The following is a 21085-nucleotide window of genomic DNA, read 5'->3' as shown; positions in this document are numbered from 1 at the left end:
GTCGGCCTCGTTTGGTCTATCGTTTCAGCATGATCTTTTCGGAAAACCGCTTCGCACTTTTCCGGATCATGCTCTAGTACCCGGAATCAGAGCTGAGTGATACGGCGGCCTTTGAAACGGCGTTGACGGACCTTTTTCTTGGTCCAGACGAAGGGCTCGGCTCTGTCGTTGTATGCGTTGACGTAGGCATCGATGTGTTCCTGAAGCTGCTTGAGGCTCGTGAAGGAGGTGCCGCTGAGCGACTGCCCCTGCAAGATGGAAAACCATACTTCGACCTGATTGAGCCATGACGCACTTGTCGGCGTGAAATGAAATTGCACGTTGGGGTGGGCCTTGAGCCAGTCCTCGTTCTTTTTATGGGTGTTGAGGTTGTCGAGGATGACGTGAAGCTTGCGGTTCGGAAAAGCCGCGGTGACGCTGTTCATGAAATCGAGAAACTCGACGCGGCGCCGGCGTTTTGAATGGGTCGCGATGATCTTTCCGGTGGCGACTTCGAGCGCCGCAAACAATGTTGTGGTGCCATGCCGCTTGTAATCGTGGCTTTGGCCGGTCAAGGCGCGGCCATTGGGCAACTTCAGATAACCCTGCGCTCGCTCCAAAGCCTGGATCGAGGGCTTCTCGTCCACGCACAGCACAATGGCCTTCGCCGGCGGCGCGACATAGAGGCCGACAACATCGGCGGCTTTGGCCGTAAAGTTCGGGTCGTTGCTCTCGCACCAGGACTTGCGAGCCACCAGGTCAATCTTGTGGCTGCGCAGGAACCGCCAGACATATTGGACATCGACATCGCCCAGCGCCTCGGCCAGCAGGGGGCCGGTCCAGCGCGCAAACCCTTGCGGTGGCGGCTTATCCAGCAGCTTCAGAATCCGCTTGTCGGTCGTCTTCGTATAGATCGGCTGCTTGCCAGGCCGCGGCTTGTCTTGCAGCCCTTCAAGGCCATGGTCGGCATAGCGATGCCGCCAAAGGCTGACAATCCGCGGCTGGACCCCAACTTCCTTGGCGATCGACCGGGTGCTGCGCCCATCCGCCGCCAACAGAACTATCCGCGCCCGCTTCAAATCGCGCTGCAACGTCACCGGTGAGCGACAGCACGCCTCAAGCACCTTGCGATCTTTCCTCGAAAGGTGGACTTCTCTTGCTTCGGGTATCATCCCGACCTTGAATCACGACTCACGTTCCAAGAAAAGTGGGTACTAGCGCCAGCCTTCGCCATGGGCGCCGGCCGCAACATGCGGCTGCAGGCCCAGGATGTCCCGCACCTTGGCGGGCCAGGCGGAAAGATCGGTGCCGTGGGTGTGAAACATGGCGACCGCGAGCCGGTCCATGCCGAAGGCGACGCAGCCGGTGTGGGCCGGCTCGCCATTGGCGTCCTGGATGCCCCAGGTGGTGCCGAAATGCTCGCGGTGATAGTTGAAGCTCATGCAGGCGGTCGGCTGCTCTTCCGAGCGCAGCGGGATCAGGAGCTCGAACTTGAGCTGCTGCTGCTTCTGGCTCACCGCCTTCATCTGGCCGACGCGGCCGAAGAAGGGATCGCTGGCGTAGCCGACGCGGAAGGTCAGGCCGAGATCGCGGGCGATCGCCTGCGCGCGCACCATCCAGCGCTCGCGGAAATCGGAAACGTCGTCGGGCGTGCCGATGCAGACATATTCGCGCATCCGGAACGATTGCAGCCGGTCGAGATGCTTCGACGGCTCGCGGCGGAAGCAATCGGCGGCGACGTCGAAGCGGAGACCGCCCTTCGGCAAGGGGCCGCGGCTCGCCGCGATCGGATAGACAGGGTAGCAGGCGGCCGGCGACAGCACGAGGTCGGCCGGCGACAGTGACGTGGTCCAGTCGCCGCCGGCATCGAAACGGCTCACCGCGGCGTTGATCTCACGCTCGGTGCCGTGCAGGCCGCAGACGCATCCGAGCAGGTTCGGAAAGCTCTTGAGATAGCCGGACTTCTCGAGCTGGGCGCGGCTCATCACCGGTGGGAAGCGCAGCGCTTCGGTGCCGGCTTCGCGATGGCTGGTGATCAGCGCGGCGAGCCGCTCGACGACGCCCTCATAGAGCGCGGTGCGGGCGTAGACACCGTCCGAGCCCATGCTGTGGAACAGCTTGTCGGCGAGATGATCGAGCGGATCGGCGATTTGCGGCGCGGTGTCAGGCGAGTTGGGGAGAACAGCAATGTTCATGTTCGACTTCCTGCTATCTGAAATTATTCTTGTTGGACGAAGGCACGTCAGTCTCGAAAACCTGTCAGTCCCGCAGGCTCGCCGGAATGCCGCTCATCAGCGTCGAGGTCGCAGCGTTGGCCAGGATACGGTCGTTGTTGATCATGATCGGCGACGACAGCACGTCGCGCAGGTGGCGGCCCATGGTGAACTCGCCGTCGTTGCGGTAGCCGGAGAGGCCCGCGGTGCGCATCGCATGCATCACGGTCTCGACCGCGAGCTCGGAAGCTTGCACCTTCAGCAGCGTGATCGACGACTGGAAGTCGAGCGAGCCGAGTGCGCGCTCGTCATGCTCGGCGCGGGCGAAGGCCTCGATATTGGCGGCGATCAGCGCGCGGAGCTTTGCCAGCGACATTTTTGCCGCGGTGAAGTGCGCTGCTGCCGGCGGCATCTGGCCCCCGGAGCTGCGGGCCGCCTTGCGGATGAAGGCCTGCGCGCGCGTCACGGCCGCGGCGGCAATGCCGGCCCAGGCCAAGGACCAGCACAGATGCGCGAACGGCGTCATCGTCTGGGCATGGATCTTGTCGTAGGCTTCCGGGAAGACGCGGTCGGTCGGGCAGTCGACCTTCAGCTCGAATCCGGTGGAGCAGGTGCCGCGCATGCCGAGCGTTTCCCAGCCCAGCGTACGTTTCAGCGAATAATCGTCCTTGGCGAGCGCCAGCAGCACCTGGTCCGAGGCGGCGGCGTCGGTGGCGCGGCGGGCGATGGTGACGAGGCCGTCGGCCTCGGCGCCGTAGGAGATCACGGTGGCGTCGCGCACCAGCGAGACGGTGTCGCCGGCGACGTCGACGGCGGCGGCGCTGGCGCGGATGTTGCCGCCGTTCTGGCCTTCTGTGGTGGAGGAAGCGAGCAGCCACTGGTCGCGGGCGACCCGGCGCATCATGGTTTCCATCCAGGGAATGCCGTGGCCGTGCCTGACGACGCAGGCGACTTTGGTCTGGTGCATCGCGTAGATCATCGCGGTCGAGGCGCAGGCGCGCCCGAGCGTGTAGCAGATGTCGGTGACGTCGTAGATCGAGGCGCCGAAGCCGCCGAACTCGACCGGGATCATGACGCCGAGCAATTTCTGCTCACGCGCGACGTCGAAAGCCTTGTGCGGGAAGCGGGCGTCGCGATCGACCCCGTCTGCGTCGGCCGCTGCCGCTACCGCGGTTCGGGCGACGCGCTCGATCAGGGAGGGACCCTGCTCGAGGAGGTTCGTCTGCGTTTCGTCGACAGTGAGAACTGCTTCACGCACGTTCATGCTCGTCCGCCTCCGGTTTGCCGTTCGAGATCGCCGGCATCATTCGCGATGCCGCGTAAGCGATCCTCCGGCCATCTTTGCTTGTGAGACGAGGCTACGGATTTAATTCAAATTCGTCGATGAAATACAGGGTAAACAAAGCCAAATTCCGAACGAACAGTTAAGGTCGGGTTGTTGGCATGGCCGGAATTTCCGCGATCGCGTTAGGGATCTGGAAGATGTCCGGATTCCAGAAAATCTGAGTCATCGTTTACTAAGAAACGCGAAGTAATGGTGCCGGCCATTGCGGGATCGGCCGTCCCTGACCATCGTAGGCGGCAGTCCGGACCGACTAGACAAACGGGAATTTGCCGATGCAGGCCTTCAATACCGACGTGCGCAATCGCATCATCAAGCTGGTGAAGGGCATCCTCGAACAGAACGCGCTCGCCGCGGACGTCACGCCACAGGCAAAGCTCGTCGATGTCGGCCTGACCTCAATGGACATGGTCAATCTGATGCTCGGCGTCGAAGCCGAATTCGATTTCACCATTCCGCAGTCGGAGATCACGCCGGAGAATTTTCAGTCCGTCGAGACTCTGGAGCGGATGGTGATGACCCAGCTGCAGCCGGCGACCGCGGCTTAGCTAAGCGCACAGCTGTCTCCCCGGGGTCGTCCTGGCGAAAGCCAGGACCCATTACCCCAGGCAGGAGTTTGGCGAAGTTTGGTCGTTCGGGATTGATATCGCGCCCCATCGATGGACCTCGCGGTATGGGTCCTGGCTTTCGCCAGGACGACACCGAACGTGTTACGAGCGCCTCACGCCCATCGTTCCCCCACCCCCGTTCCAAAACCGCCGCAAAACTGGCATAGCTTAACCATGTCGCACGTAGCGGGCAGGGTGGAGCAGGCATGACGCAGGCGGTATTGGGCATCATCGGTGGCTCCGGCATCTATGACCTGCCGGGCCTCGAGGGCGCGCACGAAGAGGTGATCAAGAGCCCGTGGGGCGAGCCTTCGGCGCCCCTGCGGCGCGGGACCATCGCAGGCCTGCCGATCGTGTTCCTGCCGCGGCACGACAAGGGCCACAGGCTGTCGCCCTCCGACATCAACTACCGCGCCAATATCGACGTGCTGAAGCGCGCCGGCGTCACCGACCTGATCTCGCTGTCGGCCTGCGGCTCGTTCAAGGAAGAGATGCCGCCCGGCACCTTCGTGCTCGTCGATCAATTCGTCGACCGCACCCACAAGCGCGAGAGCTCGTTCTTCGGCCGCGGCTGCGTCGCGCATGTGTCGATGGCCCATCCGGTCTCGCCGCGGCTGCGCATCCATCTTGCCGCGGCGGCCGAGGCCGAGGGTATCGCAATCGCGCGCGGCGGCACCTATGTCTGCATGGAGGGGCCGCAGTTCTCGACCTATGCGGAGAGCATGACCTACAAGACGCTTGGCTATTCCGTGATCGGCATGACCAACATGCCCGAGGCGAAGCTCGCGCGCGAAGCGGAGATCTGCTACGCCACGGTCGCGATGGTGACGGATTTCGACTGTTGGCATCCCGACCATGACGCCGTTACCGTGCAGGACATCATCCGCGTGCTGACCTCGAACGCCGACAAGGCGAAGGCGCTGGTGGCGCGGTTGGCAAAGGATTTCCCGCGCGAGCATGAGCCGTGCCCGATCGGTTCGGACCGCGCGCTCGACACCGCGCTGATCACTGCGCCCGAGGCGCGTGATCCCGAGCTTCTGAAGAAGCTCGATGCCGTAGCAGGGCGCGTGCTACGCGGCTGAGACGAAAGGCAGAAAGCCATGAAGGTTGACGGCAAGCATTTCCGCAGCATCTGGCGCGAGCGCGACGGCTGGTCGGTCGGCGCGATCGACCAGCGCCGGCTGCCGCATGAGTTCGTCGTTGCAAGGTTGACCTCGTGCGAAGACGCGGCCGTTGCGATTCGCGACATGCTGGTGCGCGGCGCGCCGCTGATCGGCGCCACCGCGGCGTACGGCATGGCGCTCGCGATGCGCGAGGACAGTTCCGATGTCGGCCTGAAGCGTGCCTACGAGACGCTGGTTGTGGCACGCCCGACCGCAATCAATCTGAAATGGGCCCTGGATGAGATGCGTGCGACCCTCGCGCCGATCGATCCGGTTGAACGGGCCGAGGCGGCCTATGCGCGCGCCGACGAGATCGTCGAGCAGGACGTCGAGATCAACCGCGGCATCGCCGCCAACGGTTTGGCGCTGATCGAGGCGATCGCGGCGAAGAAGCCGGGCGAGGTCGTCAACGTGCTGACCCATTGCAACGCCGGCTGGCTCGCCACCGTCGACTGGGGCACCGCGACGGCGCCGATCTACCTCGCGCATGAGCGCGGCATCAAGGTCCATGTCTGGGTCGACGAGACGCGCCCGCGCAACCAGGGTGCCTCGCTCACGGCCTGGGAGCTCGGCCATCACGGCGTGCCGCACACGGTGATCCCCGACAATACCGGCGGCCATCTGATGCAGCACGGCATGGTCGATCTCGCCATCGTCGGTACCGACCGCGTCGCCGCCAATGGCGACGTCTGCAACAAGATCGGCACCTACCTCAAGGCGCTCGCCGCGCATGACAACGGCGTGCCGTTCTACGTCGCGCTGCCGTCGCCGACGATCGATTTCGCCGTCCATGACGGCATCCGCGACATCCCGATCGAGCAGCGCAGCGGCGTGGAGGTCACCGATATGACCGGCCGCACCGCCGACGGGAGGCTGGAGACGGTGCGCATCGTGCCCGAGAACTCGCCGGTCGCGAACTACGCCTTCGACGTGACGCCTGCTCGCCTCGTCACCGGTCTCATCACCGAGCGCGGAGTGCTGAAGCCCGACCGCGCCTCGCTCGCCGCAGCGTTTCCGGAGCGAATCGCCGCCGCGGCGGAGTAGGCTCTCGTAGGGTGGGCAAAGGCGCGAAAGCGCCGTGCCCACCATCTGCTTGTCCCAATGGAATTGGTGGGCACGCTTCGCTTTGCCCACCCTACAGCCTTCGCGAACTATGTCAGCTTCAACCCTGTCGCCGCCTCGAGCTCGGCAATCGCCTGGGCGCCGCTGGTGACCTTGATGGTGGTCATTCCCATCTCGCGCGCGGGTTTGAGATTGACGCCGAGATCGTCGAGATAGACGCAATTTCCCGGATCGACCTTCATCGTCTCGACCATCATCTTGTAAATGCGTGGGTCGGGTTTGCGCAGGCCGATCTTGGCGGACTCGATGACGTGGTCGAACAGCACCATCACCTCGGCGATGTAGAGCGAGCGCCCGGTCATGCTGCCGATGGCGTTGGCAGGCAGGTTGTTGGTGATGCAGCCGGTCTTGAGCCCGGCCTTGATGCGCTTCAACGCTTCGACCATCTCGGGACGCAGATCGCCCTGAAGCAGCGGCAGCACGTCGCGGCCGCGCACCTCCGCGCCGAGCGCGCGCGACTCCTCCGCGAACAACGTGTCGAAGGTGTCGATGTCGACCTCGGCGCGCTCGAACCTGGCCCAGGCGTTCTCCAGATGGTTGGCCGCGTTGGTGCGCCGGATGATGTCGATGGGCAGCCCGCGCTCGGTCTCGAACCGCGCGAACGCCTCGAACGGCGAGCTCGTCAGCACGCCGCCAAAATCAAAGATCACCGCCTCGATCGCCAATGTCCTGCCCTCGTCAATTCCTTTCCAAGAGGGCTAGCATGCGCTATCGGCAAGGGCCAGTCCGAAGCAATCCGCCCTCACCGAGGCCGCCGCCAAAGCGTGTTCCCATGAAGAAGCTTGCAACTCCCATCATCGCGGCGCTGCTGCTCGCCGCGCCCGCCCATGCCATCGTCGGCGGCGGCACGCCGCAAGCCGACGGCGTTGCGCGCGCCGTCGTCACCATCGTCGGCTCGCGCGGCAATTTCTGCACTGGCAGCCTGATCGCACCAAAACTCGTGCTCACCGTCGCCCACTGCGTGCAGCCCGGCGCGGACTACAAGATCGTGGATCGCGGCACCGACGGCCAGCCGCAATTGCTGAATGTCCGCACCGTCGCGATCCATCCGAACTTCAACATGCAGGCGATGCAGGCGCATCGCGCCACCGCCGACGTGGCGCTGCTGCAACTGGAAATTCCACTCAAGGGAAAATCGGCGGTGCCGGTTGGCATGCCGAATATTCCAATTCAGGTCGGCAGCCGCTTCGTCATCGCCGGTATTGGCGTCACCGTGCGCGGTGATGGCAAGAGCGGCGGCGCGACGCGGGTCGCGGGCCTCGTCGCCACCGGCCAGCCCGGCACGCTTCAGATCCGGCTGGTCGATCCCGTAACCAACGGTGTTCGCGACGGAATCGGCGCCTGCACCGGTGATTCCGGCGGTCCCGTGTTCGAGGACAAGCCGAACGGCGCCGTGCTCGTCGGCCTCATCAGCTGGTCCACGGGGTCGAATGGCGCGGCTGGCTGCGGCGGGTTGACCGGCGTCACGCCGCTCACGCTCCACCGCGACTGGATCTTGCAGACCGCGCGGAGCTGGGGTGCGGCGCTGTGATTTGACCGCAACTTGATCTATGTCATTTTGTAGCGGAAGCGCGATGGGCGACCATGCCTGTCGCGGAGGAAACGCGTCGCTCAATCAAGGGCGGCCGCAAAAACAAGCAAGGCATAGAAGCAACAATGAATGTCGCTGTTCGCAGTCACGCCACGGCCAAACAGGTTTCAGAGCATTTCGACGTGCTGATCGTCGGCGCCGGCATCTCCGGCATCGGCAGCGCCTATCACGTCACAAAGCACCTGCCGGGCACGAGCTACGTCATCCTGGAAACGCAAGCGACGTTCGGCGGCACCTGGAGCACGCATCGCTATCCCGGCATCCGCTCGGACAGCGACCTCCACACTTTCGGTTATAGCTTCAAGCCCTGGGTCGGGCCGCCCATCGCGACCGCCGAGGAGATCCTCGCTTATATGAACGAGGTGATCGAGGACAACGATATCGCCCGCCACATCCGCTACAAGCACAAGATCAATTCCGCGAGCTGGTCGAGCGAACAAAACCTCTGGACCATCGAAGCGGTCACGACCGATACCGGTGAAGCAAAGACCTTCACCGCAAACTTCCTCTGGATGTGCCAGGGCTATTATCGCCATTCCGAGGGTTACACGCCCGAGTGGAAGGGCATGGATCGCTTCAAGGGCCGCATCGTCCATCCGCAGACCTGGCCTGATGACATCGACCTCACCGGCAAGAGGGTCGTCGTGATCGGCTCGGGCGCGACCGCAGCGACGCTGGTGCCGAACATCGCGGACGATTGCGCGCATGTCACCATGCTGCAGCGCTCGCCGACCTATTTCCGCCTCGGCCGCAACGCCATCGAGATCGCCGAGGAGCTGCGTCGGCTCCAGGTGGATGAAGCATGGATCCACGAGATCGTCCGCCGCAAGATCCTGTTCGAGCAGGATGCGTTCACGAAGCTCTGCGTGTCCAGGCCCGAGCAGGTGAAGAAGGAACTGATCGGCCAGATCAGCGCGGTGCTTGGGCCGGATTACGATGTCGAGACGCACTTCACGCCGAGCTACCGGCCGTGGCGGCAGCGCATCGCCTTCGTGCCCGATGCCGATCTGTTCAAGGGGATTGCCAGCGGCAAGGCCTCCGTCGTCACCGACGAGATCGAATGCTTCGTCGAGAACGGCATCCAGCTCAAGTCGGGCAAGCTGCTGGAAGTCGATGTCATCGTCACCGCGACCGGCTTCAATCTCGCGGCGCTCGGCGACATCGCCTTCGAGATCGACGGCAAGCCGCTCGCCTTCGGCGACACCGTCACCTATCGCGGCATGATGTTCACGGGCGTGCCGAACATGGTCTGGGTGTTCGGCTATTTCCGCGCCAGCTGGACGCTGCGCGTCGACCTCGTCGCCGATTTCGTCTGCCGTCTGCTCGGACATACGAAGGCGAAGGGCAAAAAGAAGGTCGAGGTGAGCTTGCGCCCCGAAGACCACAACATGCCGATCCTGCCCTGGATCGATCCGGAGAACTTCAACCCCGGCTACATGATGCGCAACATGAACCTGCTGCCCAAGCGCGGCGACAAGCCGGAATGGCAGCACAGCCAGGATTACTGGACCGAGAAGGACGAGATCCCGAAGACGGATCTGGATGACAAGGCGTTCGTGTACGGGTGAGGGGCTTGTTCCTGTAGGGCGATGGCCGTTGTCACGCATGCCACTGTCGTCCCGGGGCGCGAAGCGAGCCCGGGACCCATACTCTCAGGCAGTGGTCGTAGGGCGAGCAGATAACTCCGAGTCTTCGCCAAACGTCTCCCTGTGGCTATGGATCCCGGATCGGCGCTCCGCTCTAGACAACGCTACGCGTTGTCGGGAGCTGCGCTTGTCGGGACGACACCGTTTGTTGGGTTAGCGGTGTCCCAACTCATTCGCGCCGCGGCTACGAATTTCTCCGCGTTGCGCTCGTCGCAATCGCCGCCGCCGCAGTCCGGTTCTCCACGCCCAGCTTCGCGTAGATCTGCTCGAGATGCTTGTCGACCGTGCGCGGGCTCAATCCCAGGATCTGCGCGATGTCGCGATTGGTCTTGCCCTTGCTGAGCCAGGCCAGCACTTCCCCTTCGCGGGTGGTGAGGCCGAGCTCGCTGGTGAATTCCGGCGGCAACGCGGTGCCGGATTCCTTGGACAGCCGTAGCAGGAACTCGTTCGGCGCGGTTTCGCCCATGTAATAGAACCGGAGTTGCGGATTGTCGGGCAAGGAAGCGCCTTGCGACTTCGAGCTGCCCTTGCCCTTGGCCTGCTCCAGCCAGTGCAGCAGTGATGGCGGAAGGGCAAAGTCATCGGCCTGGGCCCCGTGGTGATCGGACAGCAGCTTCTGCGCCTGCGGGGTCGCCCAGAGGATGCTGCCCTGCCGGTTGACCGCGAACAGGAAGCGGCCGGAGACGTCGAGCGCGGCGCGCGCGCTCTGGGTCAGGCGGGCGTTGCCGAGATGGACACGGATGCGCGCCAGCATCTCCTCGATCACGATCGGCTTGGTCACGTAGTCGACGCCGCCGGCGTCCAGCCCGCGCACGATATGCTCGGTCTCGGCGAGGCCCGTCATGAAGATCGCGGGGACGTTGGCAAGGCCCGCATCGCGCTTGAGGCGGCGGCAGGTCTCGAAGCCGTCGATGCCGGGCATCACCGCATCGAGCAGCACGATGTCGGGCGTGATCTGCTCGACGATGCGCATCGCCGCCGCGCCGTCGAGCGCCACCATCACCGTCATCCCGGCGCCGTCGAGCGCGTCGGTGAGCAGCCGCAGCGTCTCGGGAGAGTCATCGACAACGAGCGCGACGTCGCGCTTCTTCGACTCAATGCTCATGCGCATGCAACGTCTTCAATGTGGTCATGTACTGGTCGAGATCGAAGCGGTCGACCAGCGATCGCATCTGGGCGACGAAGTCGGCATGCTCCGGATGCTCGCTGCCGATCTCGTCGAGCTTCAGCTGGATGCCCTTGACGTAGCCGATCTGGCCGAGCCCGATCAGCTCCTCGATGTGTCGCACCGGCGGCCGTGAGCCGCTCTCGGGCTGCCAGAACGGCACCGCGATCTCGTCCGAGCCGTATTGCCATTCGATCTTGAGCAGTTGGCGGATCGTCTCCAGCAGCCGCGGAATGTCGATCGGCTTCATCAGATAGCCGTCGTGGAACGGTTGCGCCAGCGGCGTGCCGTGAGCCTCCAGCGCGCTCGCCGAGACCATCAGGATTCGGGCCTGGTGATGGCCGCTCGCGCGCAGCGTCTCCGCGACCGTCCAGCCGTCCATGCCGGGCATGGAGATATCGAGCAGGAACAGATCGGGCCGGCAATGCTGTGCCAGCGCGAGGCAGCCCGGGCCGTCGGTGGCGCTGAGCAGGATGAAGCCGAGCGGCGTCAGCACTTCGCGCAGGAGGTCGCGATGAACGGGGTCGTCGTCGGTGATCAGGATCGTCTTGCGCGCGCCGTGATAGCCGGAGACCGGCGCCTCCACCGGCGCGATGCGCTGGGGATTGGCGACCTCCGACAGCAGGATCTTGACCTTGAACGTGCTGCCGGTGCCGACCGTGCTCATGACCTTGATGTCGCCGCCCATGACGCCGGCGAGCAGCCGGCTGATGGTCAGCCCGAGGCCCGTTCCGGTCTGCGGCTGCGAGACACCGAGGGCGCCGCGTTCGAACGGCGCGAAGATGCGTTCGAGATCGTCGCCCTGGATGCCGGGACCGGTGTCGATCACTTCGAATTCGGCAACGGGGCTGCGATAGTGCACGACGAACTGCACGCTGCCGGTCTGGGTGAATTTGATCGCGTTGGAGAGCAAATTGATCAGCACCTGGCGCAGCCGCTTCTCGTCGGCATAGACCACGACCGGCAAGTGGGCGGGACGCCTGAACACGAAGTCGATGCCCTTGGCGGCGGCCTGAAGGCGGAACATGCCGACGAGCTGGTCGAGGAATTCGCTGAGCCGCACCTCGTCGCGCGAGAGATACAGCCGCCCCGCCTCGATCTTGGAGATGTCCAGGATGCCGTCGATCAGGCCGGAGAGATGATCGGCGCTGCGGCGGACCACGCGGACCTGGTCGCGCGGCTTGGTGTTGAGCGTCGTATCCTGCTCGAGGAGCTGCGCATAGCCGCTGATCGCATTCAGCGGCGAGCGCAGCTCGTGGCTGAGGCCCACCACGTAGCGGCTCTTGGCGAGGTTGGCGGATTCGGCAACCTCCTTGGCGCGCTGGAGCTCGGCGTCGGTGCGCTTGTGCGCGTCGATCTCCTGGATCAGCAGCGTGGTCTGCCGCCGCGTCTCGGCCTCCGCGGCGCGCCGGCTCTGCTGCGCCAGCACGAACAGCCAGGCCACCACGCCGATGATGATGCTGAGCGAGAAGAACACCTTCCACAGCACGTCGGAGACGAGCATGTTCTCGCCATGCGCGCTCGCGGAGGTCTGGAGATAGATCAGCCCCAGCACGAGCGCGACGAGGCCGGCCGAGATCACGAACACGCCGATGTAATGGCCGAGCTGCGAATTGATCCGCTGGTAGATCGGCTGCGGCAGGATCTTGCCGAGCGTCTCGGAGAATTGCGTCTGTACGCGCGCATGCGGCTTGCAGAGGTCGTGGCAGCGGGCGTCGAGCGAGCAGCACAAGGAGCAGATCGGCCCGGCGTAAGCGGGGCAGGAGGCCATGTCCTCCGGTTCGAACGAGTGCTCGCAGATGCAGCACTGGATCGCCTCGATGTTCTGCCAGCTCCGCTTCGGCTTGCGCGCGATGTAGTATTTGCCACCGGTCGCCCATGCGATCAGGGGGGCGGCGAGGAAGGCAACCGCCAGCGCCTTCGCGGTCGGCCCGAACAGGCCGTAGAAGGCACTGATGGAGATGATGGTCGCGATCGTCATCGCACCGACGCCGACCGGATTGATGTCGTAGAGATGAGCGCGCTTGAACTCGATCTGCTGTGGCCGCAATCCAAGCGGCTTGTTGATGACGAGGTCGGCGACCAGTGCGCCGACCCAGGCGATCGCGACGTTGGAATAGAGTGCCAGCGTCTGCTCCAGCGCCTTGTAGACGCCGATCTCCATCAACAGCAACGCCACGATGACGTTGAAGACCAGCCAGACCACGCGGCCGGGATGGCTGTGGGTCAGGCGCGAGAAGAGATTCGACCAGGCGATCGAGCCGGCATAGGCGTTGGTGACGTTGATCTTGACCTGCGACAGGATCACGAAGGTGCCGGTCAGCGCCAGCGCGAGGTCGGGCTGTGACAGCACGTATCGAAATGCTTCGAGATACATATGCGCCGGCTCGGCGGCCTCTTCGGGCGGCACGCCGTGGCTGAGCGCGAAGAAGGCGAGGAACGAGCCGGCCAGCAATTTCAGCGCGCCGAGCACGATCCACCCGGGGCCCGCGCTCATCAGTGCGATCCACCAGGAGGTCCTGGAGGCCCGACGGTCGCGCGGCAGGAATCGCAGGAAGTCGACCTGCTCGCCGATCTGCGCCACCAGCGAAAACACGACCGAGGCCGCAACACCGAACAGCAGCAGATCGAAATGTCCGTTGAGGTCGCCGTGCTCGCCCGAGAACTTGCGCCACTCCGTGAACGAGTAGGGGTTGGCCCAGGCGATCGCCGCAAAGGGCAGGATGTGCAGAATGATCCAGAGTGGCTGGGTCCAGAGCTGGAAGCGGCTGATCAGCGTGATGCCGTAGGCCACCAGCGGGATGATGACGACCGCGCTGATGAGATAGCCGACCGGCCTCGGAATCCCGAAGCACATCTCGAGCGCGGACGCCAGGATCACGGCTTCGATCGCGAAGAAGATGAAGGTGAAGGACGCGTAGATCAGTGAGGTGACGGTCGAGCCGATGTAGCCGAAACCAGCGCCGCGCGTCAGCAGGTCAATGTCGATGCCGCATTTGGCGGCATAATAGGCAATCGGCACGCCGCAGCAGAAGATGATGGTCGAGACCACGAGGATCGCGGCGGTGGCGTTGGTGACGCCGTAGTTCAGGGTGATGGTGCCGCCGATCGCCTCCATCGCCAGGAACGAGATCGCGCCCAGCGCGGTGTTGGCAACGCGGGCGGTGGACCAGCGACGCGCGCTCTTGGCCGTGAAGCGCAGCGCGTAGTCTTCCAGCGTCTGGTTGGCGACCCATTGGTTGTACTGGCGCCTGACGCGGTCTATTCGCTGCCGCCCTGCCACTTAATCCCACTCCCGATACGACCCGGATCCCTCGCAAATCCCGTACCAAAAGCCTACGTCGGCATTTTGCGGTGCAGTATACGCGATCTTGCGTATGCTTGCGCTGCACAAATTCGAGCCATCCTCACGGCACCAATCGCGTGTCCTCGAACAAAAGTGGGGTGCTCATGTCAGACGAAGCAAGCAAGGGCCTGTTGTCGCCGCTCCGGCGCAAATTATTGATGGGAATGGCAGCCGTGCCGGCCATCACGATGCTGCCGCGGGCGTCTTTTGCACAGGCCCCGGCGACCTCGGCGGTCAATACCACGGGTCTCGCGGTCACCGACACCGAGGTGACGGTCGGCATCCTGCATTCGGCGACCGGCACCATGGCGATCTCCGAGACCGGCTCGATCGAAGCCGAAAAGCTCGCCATCGAGCAGATCAACGCCATGGGCGGCGTGCTCGGCCGCAAGATCAAGTTCATCCAGGAGGACGGGGCCAGCGATTGGCCGACCTTCGCCGAGAAGGCCAAGAAGCTGCTGGTCAACGACAAGGTCGCGGCGATCATGGGCTGCTGGACCTCGGCCTCGCGCAAGGCGGTGTTGCCGGTCGTCGAGCAGTACAACGGTATGCTCTATACCCGACCTTCTACGAAGGCCTCGAGCAGTCCAAGAACGTGATCTACACCGGCCAGGAGGCGACCCAGCAGATCCTCGCGGGCCTGAACTGGATCGCCAAGGAGAAGGGCGCGAAGTCGTTCTTCTTCATCGGCTCCGACTACATCTGGCCGCGCACCTCGAACAAGATCGCGCGCAAGCACGTCGAGAACGTGCTGAAGGGCAAGGTCGTCGGCGAGGAGTATTATCCGCTCGGCAACACCCAGTTCAATTCGGTCATCAACAAGATCAAGCTGACCAAGCCCGACGTGATCTTCACTGACGTCGTCGGCGGTTCCAACTCGCGTTCTACAAGCAGCTCAAGGCTGCCGGCATCGACCTCGCCAAGCAGCCGCTGCTGACGATCTCGGTGACCGAAGACGAAATCGACGGCATCGGCGGCGAGAACATCGCAGGCGCCTATGCCTGCATGAAGTACTTCCAGTCGCTCGACAATCCGAACAACAAGACTTTCGTGCCCGCGTTCAAGAAGATGTGGGGCGAGAAGACCGTGATCGGAGACGTCACCCAGGCTGCCTATCTCGGCCCGTGGCTGTGGAAGTTGACGGTCGAGAAGGCCGGCTCGTTCGACGTCGACAAGATCGCGGCGGCGTCGCCGGGCGTCGAGTTCAAGGGTGCTCCGGAAGGCTATGTGCGCATCCACGAGAACCATCACCTCTGGTCGAAGACCCGGGTGGGCCGCGCCAAGCTCGATGGCCAGTTCGAGCTGATCTACGAGACCGCCGATCTCGTCGAGCCGGATCCGTTCCCCAAGGGCTACCAGTAAGAAGCGCTACCAGTAAGGGCGCGGCCTCTGCCGCGTCTCCCTCGAGGCAAAACCGCGCCCTGGCGTGGATCGCAAGTCCATGCCCAAGACCCCCGCGTCGCGAACCTGCTCGCGACGCGGGACCCTTTCCCTGACGGAGGACATCGATGTTCGGCGACTACTCGATTGGCGACCTTGGCTCCATCTTCGTCATGCAGGGTTTTGCGGGACTGATCCTGTTCTCGGTCTACGTGCTGATGGCGCTCGGTCTTGCGATCATCTTCGGCCAGATGGGCGTCATCAACATGGCCCATGGCGAGTTCATGATCCTCGGGGCCTACGTCACCTGGATGACCTCCAATCTATTCCAGTCCTATTTGCCGAGCCTGTTCAGCGGCTACTTCTTCCTCGCGATGATCCTGGCCTTCGTCGCGTCCGGCGCGCTGGGAATGCTGGTGGAATGGGTGCTGATACGGCACCTCTACAAGCGCCCGCTCGATACGCTGCTCGCCACCTGGGGCCTCAGCCTGATGTTGCAGCAGGCCTATCGTTCGGTGTTCGGCGCGCGCGAGGTCGGCGTCGAGCTGCCGCAGTGGATGCTCGGCTCGCTGCACGTGACCGACAGCATCGAAGTGCCGATCAACGGCGTCTTCGTGATGTGCCTCACCGTGCTGATCACGCTGGGCGTCGCCTATGTGATGTACAAATCGCGCTGGGGCCGGCAGGTGCGCGCCGTCGTGCAGAACCGCATCATGGCCGGCGCCGTCGGCATCAACACCGAAAAGGTCGATCGCTATACCTACGGCCTCGGCTGCGGCATCGCCGGCATCGCGGGCAGCGCCTTCACCATGATCGGTTCGACCGGGCCGACCTCCGGTCAGCTCTACATCGTCGACACGTTCCTGGTGGTCGTGTTCGGCGGCGCCGCGAGCCTGCTTGGCACCATCGCCTCGGCCTTCTCGATCTCGCAGACCCAATCCACCCTCGAGTTCTTCATGTCGGGCTCGATGGCCAAGGTGCTGACGCTGCTCGCCGTTGTCGGAATCCTGATGCTGCGGCCGCAGGGGCTGTTCGCCCTCAAGGTCCGGAAGTAAGAAAATGGGGCTGATGCAATGACCGACAATCGGTTCTTCAATCGATCGGAGCTCATCGGAATTCTGGTGCTCGCGGTGTTCCTGGTGGTGGTGCTGCCGCTCTCGCTCGATGTCTTCAGGCTCAATCTGGTCGCGAAATACCTGACCTATGCCTTCGTCGCGCTGGGGCTGGTGATCTGCTGGGGCTATGGCGGCATCTTAAGCCTCGGACAGGGCGTGTTCTTCGGGCTCGGCGGCTACTGCATGGCGATGTTCCTCAAGCTCGAGGCATCGAGCGTTGAGAACACCAAGATCCAGTCGACCCCCGGCATTCCCGATTTCATGGACTGGAATCAGATCACCGCGCTGCCGTTCTTCTGGAAGCCCTTCAACAGCCTCACCTTTACCATCGCCGCCATCATTCTCGTGCCCGGCATCTTCGCTCTCATCATCGGCACCGCGATGTTCAAGCGCCGGGTCGGCGGCACCTACTTCGCCATCATCACCCAGGCCGTCGCTGCCATCCTCACCATCCTGATCGTCGGACAGCAGGGTTACACCGGCGGCATCAACGGCATGACCGATCTGCGCACGCTGAAGGGCTGGGACATCCGGCCCGACCACGCCAAGATCGTGCTGTACTTCTTCGAGGTTGGACTGCTGTTCGCCTGCATCATGATCGCGCAGTTCGTCCGGCACTCCAAGCTGGGGCGCATCCTGGTCGCGATGCGCGAGAAGGAGGACCGGGTTCGCTTCTCCGGCTACAGCGTCGCGAACTTCAAGATCTTCGCCTTCTGCATCGCCGCGGTCTTCGCCGCGATCGGCGGCGCCATGTTCGCGCTGAACGTCGGTTTCATGTCGCCCTCTTTCGTCGGCATCGTGCCCTCGATCGAAATGGTGATCTACACCGCGGTCGGCGGCCGGCTGTCGATCCTGGGCGCGATCTACGGCACGCTGCTGGTCAACTTCGCCAAGACCAGCCTGTCGGAAACCTTTCCCGAATTGTGGCTGTTTGGCCTCGGCGGATTGTTCATCGCCGTGGTCCTGGCCTTCCCGAACGGCCTTGCCGGGATCTGGGGCGACTATGTGCAGCCGCGCATCGATCGCCTGATCTCGTCACGCAAACCGAAACCCGAGGGCTGGACCGAAAGCTCGGTCGCCGACGGCGCTCCGGCAGAGTGAGGAGATCATCATGCTCGTAGGTCACCACGATGCCGATGCCATGCTGGCAGTGAGGAGATAGGTCATGCTCGTCGGTCATCACGATGCCGATGCCACGCTGGCAGTGAGGAGATAGATCATGCTCGTCGGTCACCAGCCCAAGGAATTCCTGCTCGCCGTCGAAGCGCTCACCGTGTCGTTCGACGGGTTCAAGGCGGTCAATGATCTCTCCTTCTACGTGGACGAGAACGAGATCCGCGTCATCATCGGCCCCAACGGCGCCGGCAAGACCACGGTGCTCGATCTGATCTGCGGTAAGACCAAGGCGACGTCGGGCTCGATCCAGTTCCGCGGCAAGGAGCTGACGCGGATGAAGGAGAACGAGATCGTCAAGACCGGGGTCGGCCGCAAGTTCCAGAACCCCTCGATCTACGACGATCTCACGGTGTTCGAGAATCTGGAGATCTCATATCCCCGCGGCCGCTCCGTGTTCGGCGCGCTGACCTTCACCCGCGACGCCGCCGTGCGCGACCGGGTGCACGAGGTCGCCGAGATGATCTTCCTGAAGGATCGGCTCAACGTGAACGCCGATCTGCTCAGCCACGGCCAGAAGCAATGGCTCGAGATCGGCATGCTGCTGATCCAGGACCCGGACCTCTTGATGCTGGACGAGCCCGTCGCCGGCATGAGCGTGTCCGAGCGCGCCAAGACGGCCGAGTTGCTCAACCGCATCATCAAGAACCGCTCGGTGCTGGTGATCGAGCACGACATGAAGTTCGTCGAGGACATCGCGCACAAGGTCACCGTGCTTCACCAGGGCCAGATCCTCTCCGAGGGGACCATGGAGAAGGTGAAGAACGATCCCAAGGTCGTTGAAGTCTATCTGGGTCACTAGGAGCGCGATGATGCTGGCAATTTCCGACCTCCACGTCGCCTACGGCCAGAGCGAGGTGCTGCATGGGCTCAACGTCAAGGTCGCGCCGAACGAGATCGTTGCGATCATGGGCCGCAACGGCATGGGCAAGACCACGCTGATGAAGTCGCTGATGGGCATTCTGCCGGCGAAAAGCGGCTCGGTGACCATGGACGGCGCCGGGCTCGGTGGTCTGCCGAGCTACGAGAGGGTGGCCAAGGGCCTCGCCTATGTGCCGCAGGGCCGCATGATCTTCTCGACCATGACGGTGAAGGAGAACATCGAGACCGGCCTCGTCGTCTCCGGCGGCACCGAGGTACCTGAAGACATCTACGAATTATTCCCGGTGCTGCTGGAGATGAAGGGCCGCCGCGGCGGCAATCTGTCCGGCGGCCAGCAGCAGCAGCTCGCGATTGCGCGGGCGCTCGCGACCAAGCCGAAGGTGCTGCTGCTGGATGAGCCGACCGAAGGCATCCAGCCGTCGATCATCAAGGACATGGCGCGCACCCTGAAGCGCATCCGTGACGAAAAGGGGCTCTCGATCGTGGTGTCCGAGCAGGTCCTGAGCTTCGCCCTCGATATCGCCGACCGCGTGCTGGTCATCGAGAACGGCGAGATCGTCCGCGACGATCCGCGCGACGCCGTCGATGCCGCGCAGGTCTCCAAATATCTGTCCGTCTAACCAACCGTAGTAAAAGGGGAGCATCTCGATGCCAGAGACACTGATCAAGGTCGATCTCACCAAGTCGGCCTACGAAAATGACATGGTGCATAATCGCTGGCACCCCGACATTCCGATCGTGGCCTGGGTCAATCCCGGCGACGATTTCATCATCGAGACCTATGACTGGACCGGCGGCTTCATCAAGAACAACGATTCCGCCGACGACGTGCGCGACATCGATCTGTCGATCGTGCACTTCCTCTCCGGCCCGATCGGCGTCAAGGGCTCCGAGCCCGGCGATCTCCTGGTCGTCGACCTGCTCGACGTCGGCCCGCTCAAGGAGAGCCTGTGGGGCTTCAACGGCTTCTTCTCCAAGCAGAACGGCGGCGGCTTCCTGACCGACCACTTCCCGCTGGCGCAGAAATCGATCTGGGACATCAAGGGCCTCTATACCTCGTCCCGTCACGTTCCGGGCGTCAACTTTGCCGGCCTGATCCATCCCGGCCTGATCGGCTGTCTGCCCGATCCGAAGATGCTGGACACCTGGAACAAGCGCGAGGCTGAGCTGATCTCGACCAACCCGACCCGCGTGCCCGGCCTTGCCAACCCGCCATTCGCGCCGACCGCCCATGGCGGCCGCGCCAAGGGCGAGGTCAAGGCGAAGATCGGCGCCGAAGGCGCACGCACAGTGCCGCCGCGCGAGCATGGCGGCAATTGCGACATCAAGGACCTGTCGCGCGGATCGAAGATCTACTTCCCGGTCTATGTGCCCGGCGCCGGTCTCTCGATGGGCGACCTGCACTTCAGCCAGGGCGACGGCGAGATCACCTTCTGCGGCGCGATCGAGATGGCCGGCTGGCTGCATCTGAAGGTCGAGGTGATCAAGGACGGCATGGCGAAGTACGGCATCAAGAACCCGATCTTCAAGCCGTCGCCGATCACGCCGAACTACAAGGACTACCTGATCTTTGAGGGCATCTCGGTGGACGAGGCCGGCAAGCAGCACTATCTCGACGTCCACATCGCCTACCGCCAGGCCTGCCTCAACGCCATCGAATATCTGAAGAAGTTCGGCTACTCCGGCGCGCAGGCCTACTCGATCCTCGGCACCGCGCCGTGCCAGGGGCACATTTCCGGCGTGGTCGACGTGCCCAACGCCTGCGCCACGCTATGGTTGCCGACCGAGATCTTCGACTTCGACGTGATGCCGTCGGCGGCGGGTCCCATCAAGCACATCACCGGCGATATCCAGATGCCGATCTCGCCGGACAAGTAATCCCTGCGCGACGGGATGCGGGACGGCGCGTATCTGCCGCCCCGCATCCGCCGCCAGGTGTGTTGAACAGGCAAGAGCGTGGGGATGATGCGATGCCGGTCTATGAATATCTCTGTGACGACTGCGGTCCCTTCAAGGACCTGCGCCCGATGGCGGAATGCGACGATCCGCAAAGCTGTCCGCATTGCGAGACCATGGCGCCGCGGGTGATCCTGACCGCGCCGAATTTCTTCTGCATGCCGGCGGAGAAGCGCAAGGCGCACGCCGTCAACGAGCGCAGCACGCACGCGCCGCAGACGCTCGCGCAATACAAGGCCTCGCACGGCCCCGGCTGCGGCTGCTGCTCCACGGGCAAGACGGTCAAGGACAAGGGCTCGGCGGACAAGAAGAAGCCGGCGCGGTTGATGACCAAGAGCAGGAGCGGCGCCAAGGGTTTTCCAACGGCCCGCCCCTGGATGATCAGCCACTAACCCACGCGACCG

Annotated in this window: 17 protein-coding genes and 1 pseudogene; 12 read left to right on the top strand and 6 right to left on the bottom strand. The window is 63.7% G+C overall.

The features are described from left to right. Positions 1 to 86: 86 nt before the first annotated feature. From ACFLEY_RS45720 to ACFLEY_RS45710, 3 genes are all read right to left on the bottom strand, one after another. Positions 87 to 1151, bottom strand: a complete 1065-nt coding sequence (locus ACFLEY_RS45720) for an IS630-like element ISRj1 family transposase (RefSeq protein ID WP_026192128.1) — start codon at positions 1149 to 1151, stop codon at positions 87 to 89. A 42-nt stretch (positions 1152 to 1193) separates the two neighbouring features. Next, a complete protein-coding gene (locus ACFLEY_RS45715) occupies positions 1194 to 2174 on the bottom strand; it encodes an amino acid--[acyl-carrier-protein] ligase (RefSeq protein ID WP_211434207.1) in 981 nt (326 codons plus the stop codon). A 64-nt stretch (positions 2175 to 2238) separates the two neighbouring features. Then, positions 2239 to 3456: an acyl-CoA dehydrogenase family protein gene (locus tag ACFLEY_RS45710; RefSeq protein WP_060909475.1), complete on the bottom strand. Its 1218-nt coding sequence runs from the start codon at positions 3454 to 3456 to the stop codon at positions 2239 to 2241. Positions 3457 to 3809: 353 nt separating this feature from the next. Between ACFLEY_RS45710 and ACFLEY_RS45705 the strand changes: the two genes are divergently transcribed. From ACFLEY_RS45705 to mtnA, 3 genes are all read left to right on the top strand, one after another. After that, positions 3810 to 4082 carry a phosphopantetheine-binding protein gene (locus ACFLEY_RS45705; protein WP_011083780.1) on the top strand — a complete coding sequence of 91 codons (273 nt, stop codon included), beginning with the start codon at positions 3810 to 3812 and terminating at the stop codon, positions 4080 to 4082. Between the two features lie 266 nt (positions 4083 to 4348). After that, positions 4349 to 5224, top strand: coding sequence for an S-methyl-5'-thioadenosine phosphorylase (locus ACFLEY_RS45700; RefSeq protein ID WP_060909474.1), 876 nt, complete (start codon positions 4349 to 4351; stop codon positions 5222 to 5224). A gap of 18 nt (positions 5225 to 5242) precedes the next feature. Further along, the gene (mtnA, locus tag ACFLEY_RS45695) at positions 5243 to 6349 is read left to right on the top strand and encodes an S-methyl-5-thioribose-1-phosphate isomerase (RefSeq protein WP_060909473.1); all 1107 of its coding nucleotides are present in this window, start codon (positions 5243 to 5245) and stop codon (positions 6347 to 6349) included. 107 nt (positions 6350 to 6456) lie between these two features. Here mtnA and ACFLEY_RS45690 read toward each other — a convergent pair whose 3' ends face one another. Continuing rightward, on the bottom strand, positions 6457 to 7092 hold the full coding sequence (locus tag ACFLEY_RS45690; protein ID WP_060909472.1) for an HAD-IA family hydrolase: 636 nt from the start codon (positions 7090 to 7092) through the stop codon (positions 6457 to 6459). 107 nt (positions 7093 to 7199) lie between these two features. On the opposite strand from ACFLEY_RS45690, the gene ACFLEY_RS45685 reads away from it, so the two are divergent. Both ACFLEY_RS45685 and ACFLEY_RS45680 read left to right on the top strand, forming a co-directional pair. Next, positions 7200 to 7958: a trypsin-like serine protease gene (locus tag ACFLEY_RS45685; protein ID WP_060909471.1), complete on the top strand. Its 759-nt coding sequence runs from the start codon at positions 7200 to 7202 to the stop codon at positions 7956 to 7958. Positions 7959 to 8083: 125 nt separating this feature from the next. Next, positions 8084 to 9586, top strand: coding sequence for an NAD(P)/FAD-dependent oxidoreductase (locus ACFLEY_RS45680; RefSeq protein WP_060912784.1), 1503 nt, complete (start codon positions 8084 to 8086; stop codon positions 9584 to 9586). 262 nt (positions 9587 to 9848) lie between these two features. On the opposite strand, the gene ACFLEY_RS45675 is transcribed toward ACFLEY_RS45680, so the two are convergent. Continuing rightward, on the bottom strand, positions 9849 to 10775 hold the full coding sequence (locus ACFLEY_RS45675) for a response regulator (protein ID WP_373565404.1): 927 nt from the start codon (positions 10773 to 10775) through the stop codon (positions 9849 to 9851). Then, a complete protein-coding gene (locus tag ACFLEY_RS45670) occupies positions 10759 to 14112 on the bottom strand; it encodes an ATP-binding protein (RefSeq protein WP_396604455.1) in 3354 nt (1117 codons plus the stop codon). Before ACFLEY_RS45670 ends, ACFLEY_RS45675 begins: the two co-directional genes overlap by 17 nt. A gap of 167 nt (positions 14113 to 14279) precedes the next feature. Here ACFLEY_RS45670 and urtA point away from each other — a divergent pair. The 7 genes and pseudogenes from urtA to ACFLEY_RS45635 all read left to right on the top strand — a co-directional run bounded on the left by urtA (position 14280) and on the right by ACFLEY_RS45635 (position 21073). Next, positions 14280 to 15537, top strand: a pseudogene (gene urtA / locus ACFLEY_RS45665) (urea ABC transporter substrate-binding protein). A gap of 146 nt (positions 15538 to 15683) precedes the next feature. Further along, positions 15684 to 16610: an urea ABC transporter permease subunit UrtB gene (gene urtB / locus ACFLEY_RS45660; RefSeq protein WP_060909468.1), complete on the top strand. Its 927-nt coding sequence runs from the start codon at positions 15684 to 15686 to the stop codon at positions 16608 to 16610. Positions 16611 to 16628: 18 nt separating this feature from the next. Then, a complete protein-coding gene (gene urtC / locus ACFLEY_RS45655; protein WP_028172642.1) occupies positions 16629 to 17771 on the top strand; it encodes an urea ABC transporter permease subunit UrtC in 1143 nt (380 codons plus the stop codon). A 118-nt stretch (positions 17772 to 17889) separates the two neighbouring features. Next, complete coding sequence (urtD, locus tag ACFLEY_RS45650) at positions 17890 to 18645, top strand: urea ABC transporter ATP-binding protein UrtD (protein ID WP_011083791.1); 756 nt, start codon at positions 17890 to 17892, stop codon at positions 18643 to 18645. A gap of 10 nt (positions 18646 to 18655) precedes the next feature. Further along, positions 18656 to 19345 carry an urea ABC transporter ATP-binding subunit UrtE gene (gene urtE, locus ACFLEY_RS45645; RefSeq protein WP_396604454.1) on the top strand — a complete coding sequence of 230 codons (690 nt, stop codon included), beginning with the start codon at positions 18656 to 18658 and terminating at the stop codon, positions 19343 to 19345. 28 nt (positions 19346 to 19373) lie between these two features. Then, entirely contained in the window at positions 19374 to 20603 is a 1230-nt protein-coding gene (fmdA, locus tag ACFLEY_RS45640; RefSeq protein ID WP_060909467.1) for a formamidase, read from the top strand. A gap of 92 nt (positions 20604 to 20695) precedes the next feature. Continuing rightward, entirely contained in the window at positions 20696 to 21073 is a 378-nt protein-coding gene (locus ACFLEY_RS45635) for a zinc ribbon domain-containing protein (RefSeq protein WP_060909466.1), read from the top strand. Positions 21074 to 21085: the final 12 nt, after the last annotated feature.

The sequence above is a fragment of the Bradyrhizobium sp. YCK136 genome (genome assembly GCF_044570075.1).
Lineage (GTDB): Bacteria > Pseudomonadota > Alphaproteobacteria > Rhizobiales > Xanthobacteraceae > Bradyrhizobium > Bradyrhizobium diazoefficiens.
The sequence above is the reverse complement of the archived record's forward strand: the minus strand, read 5'-3'. Positions and strand labels throughout refer to the sequence as shown.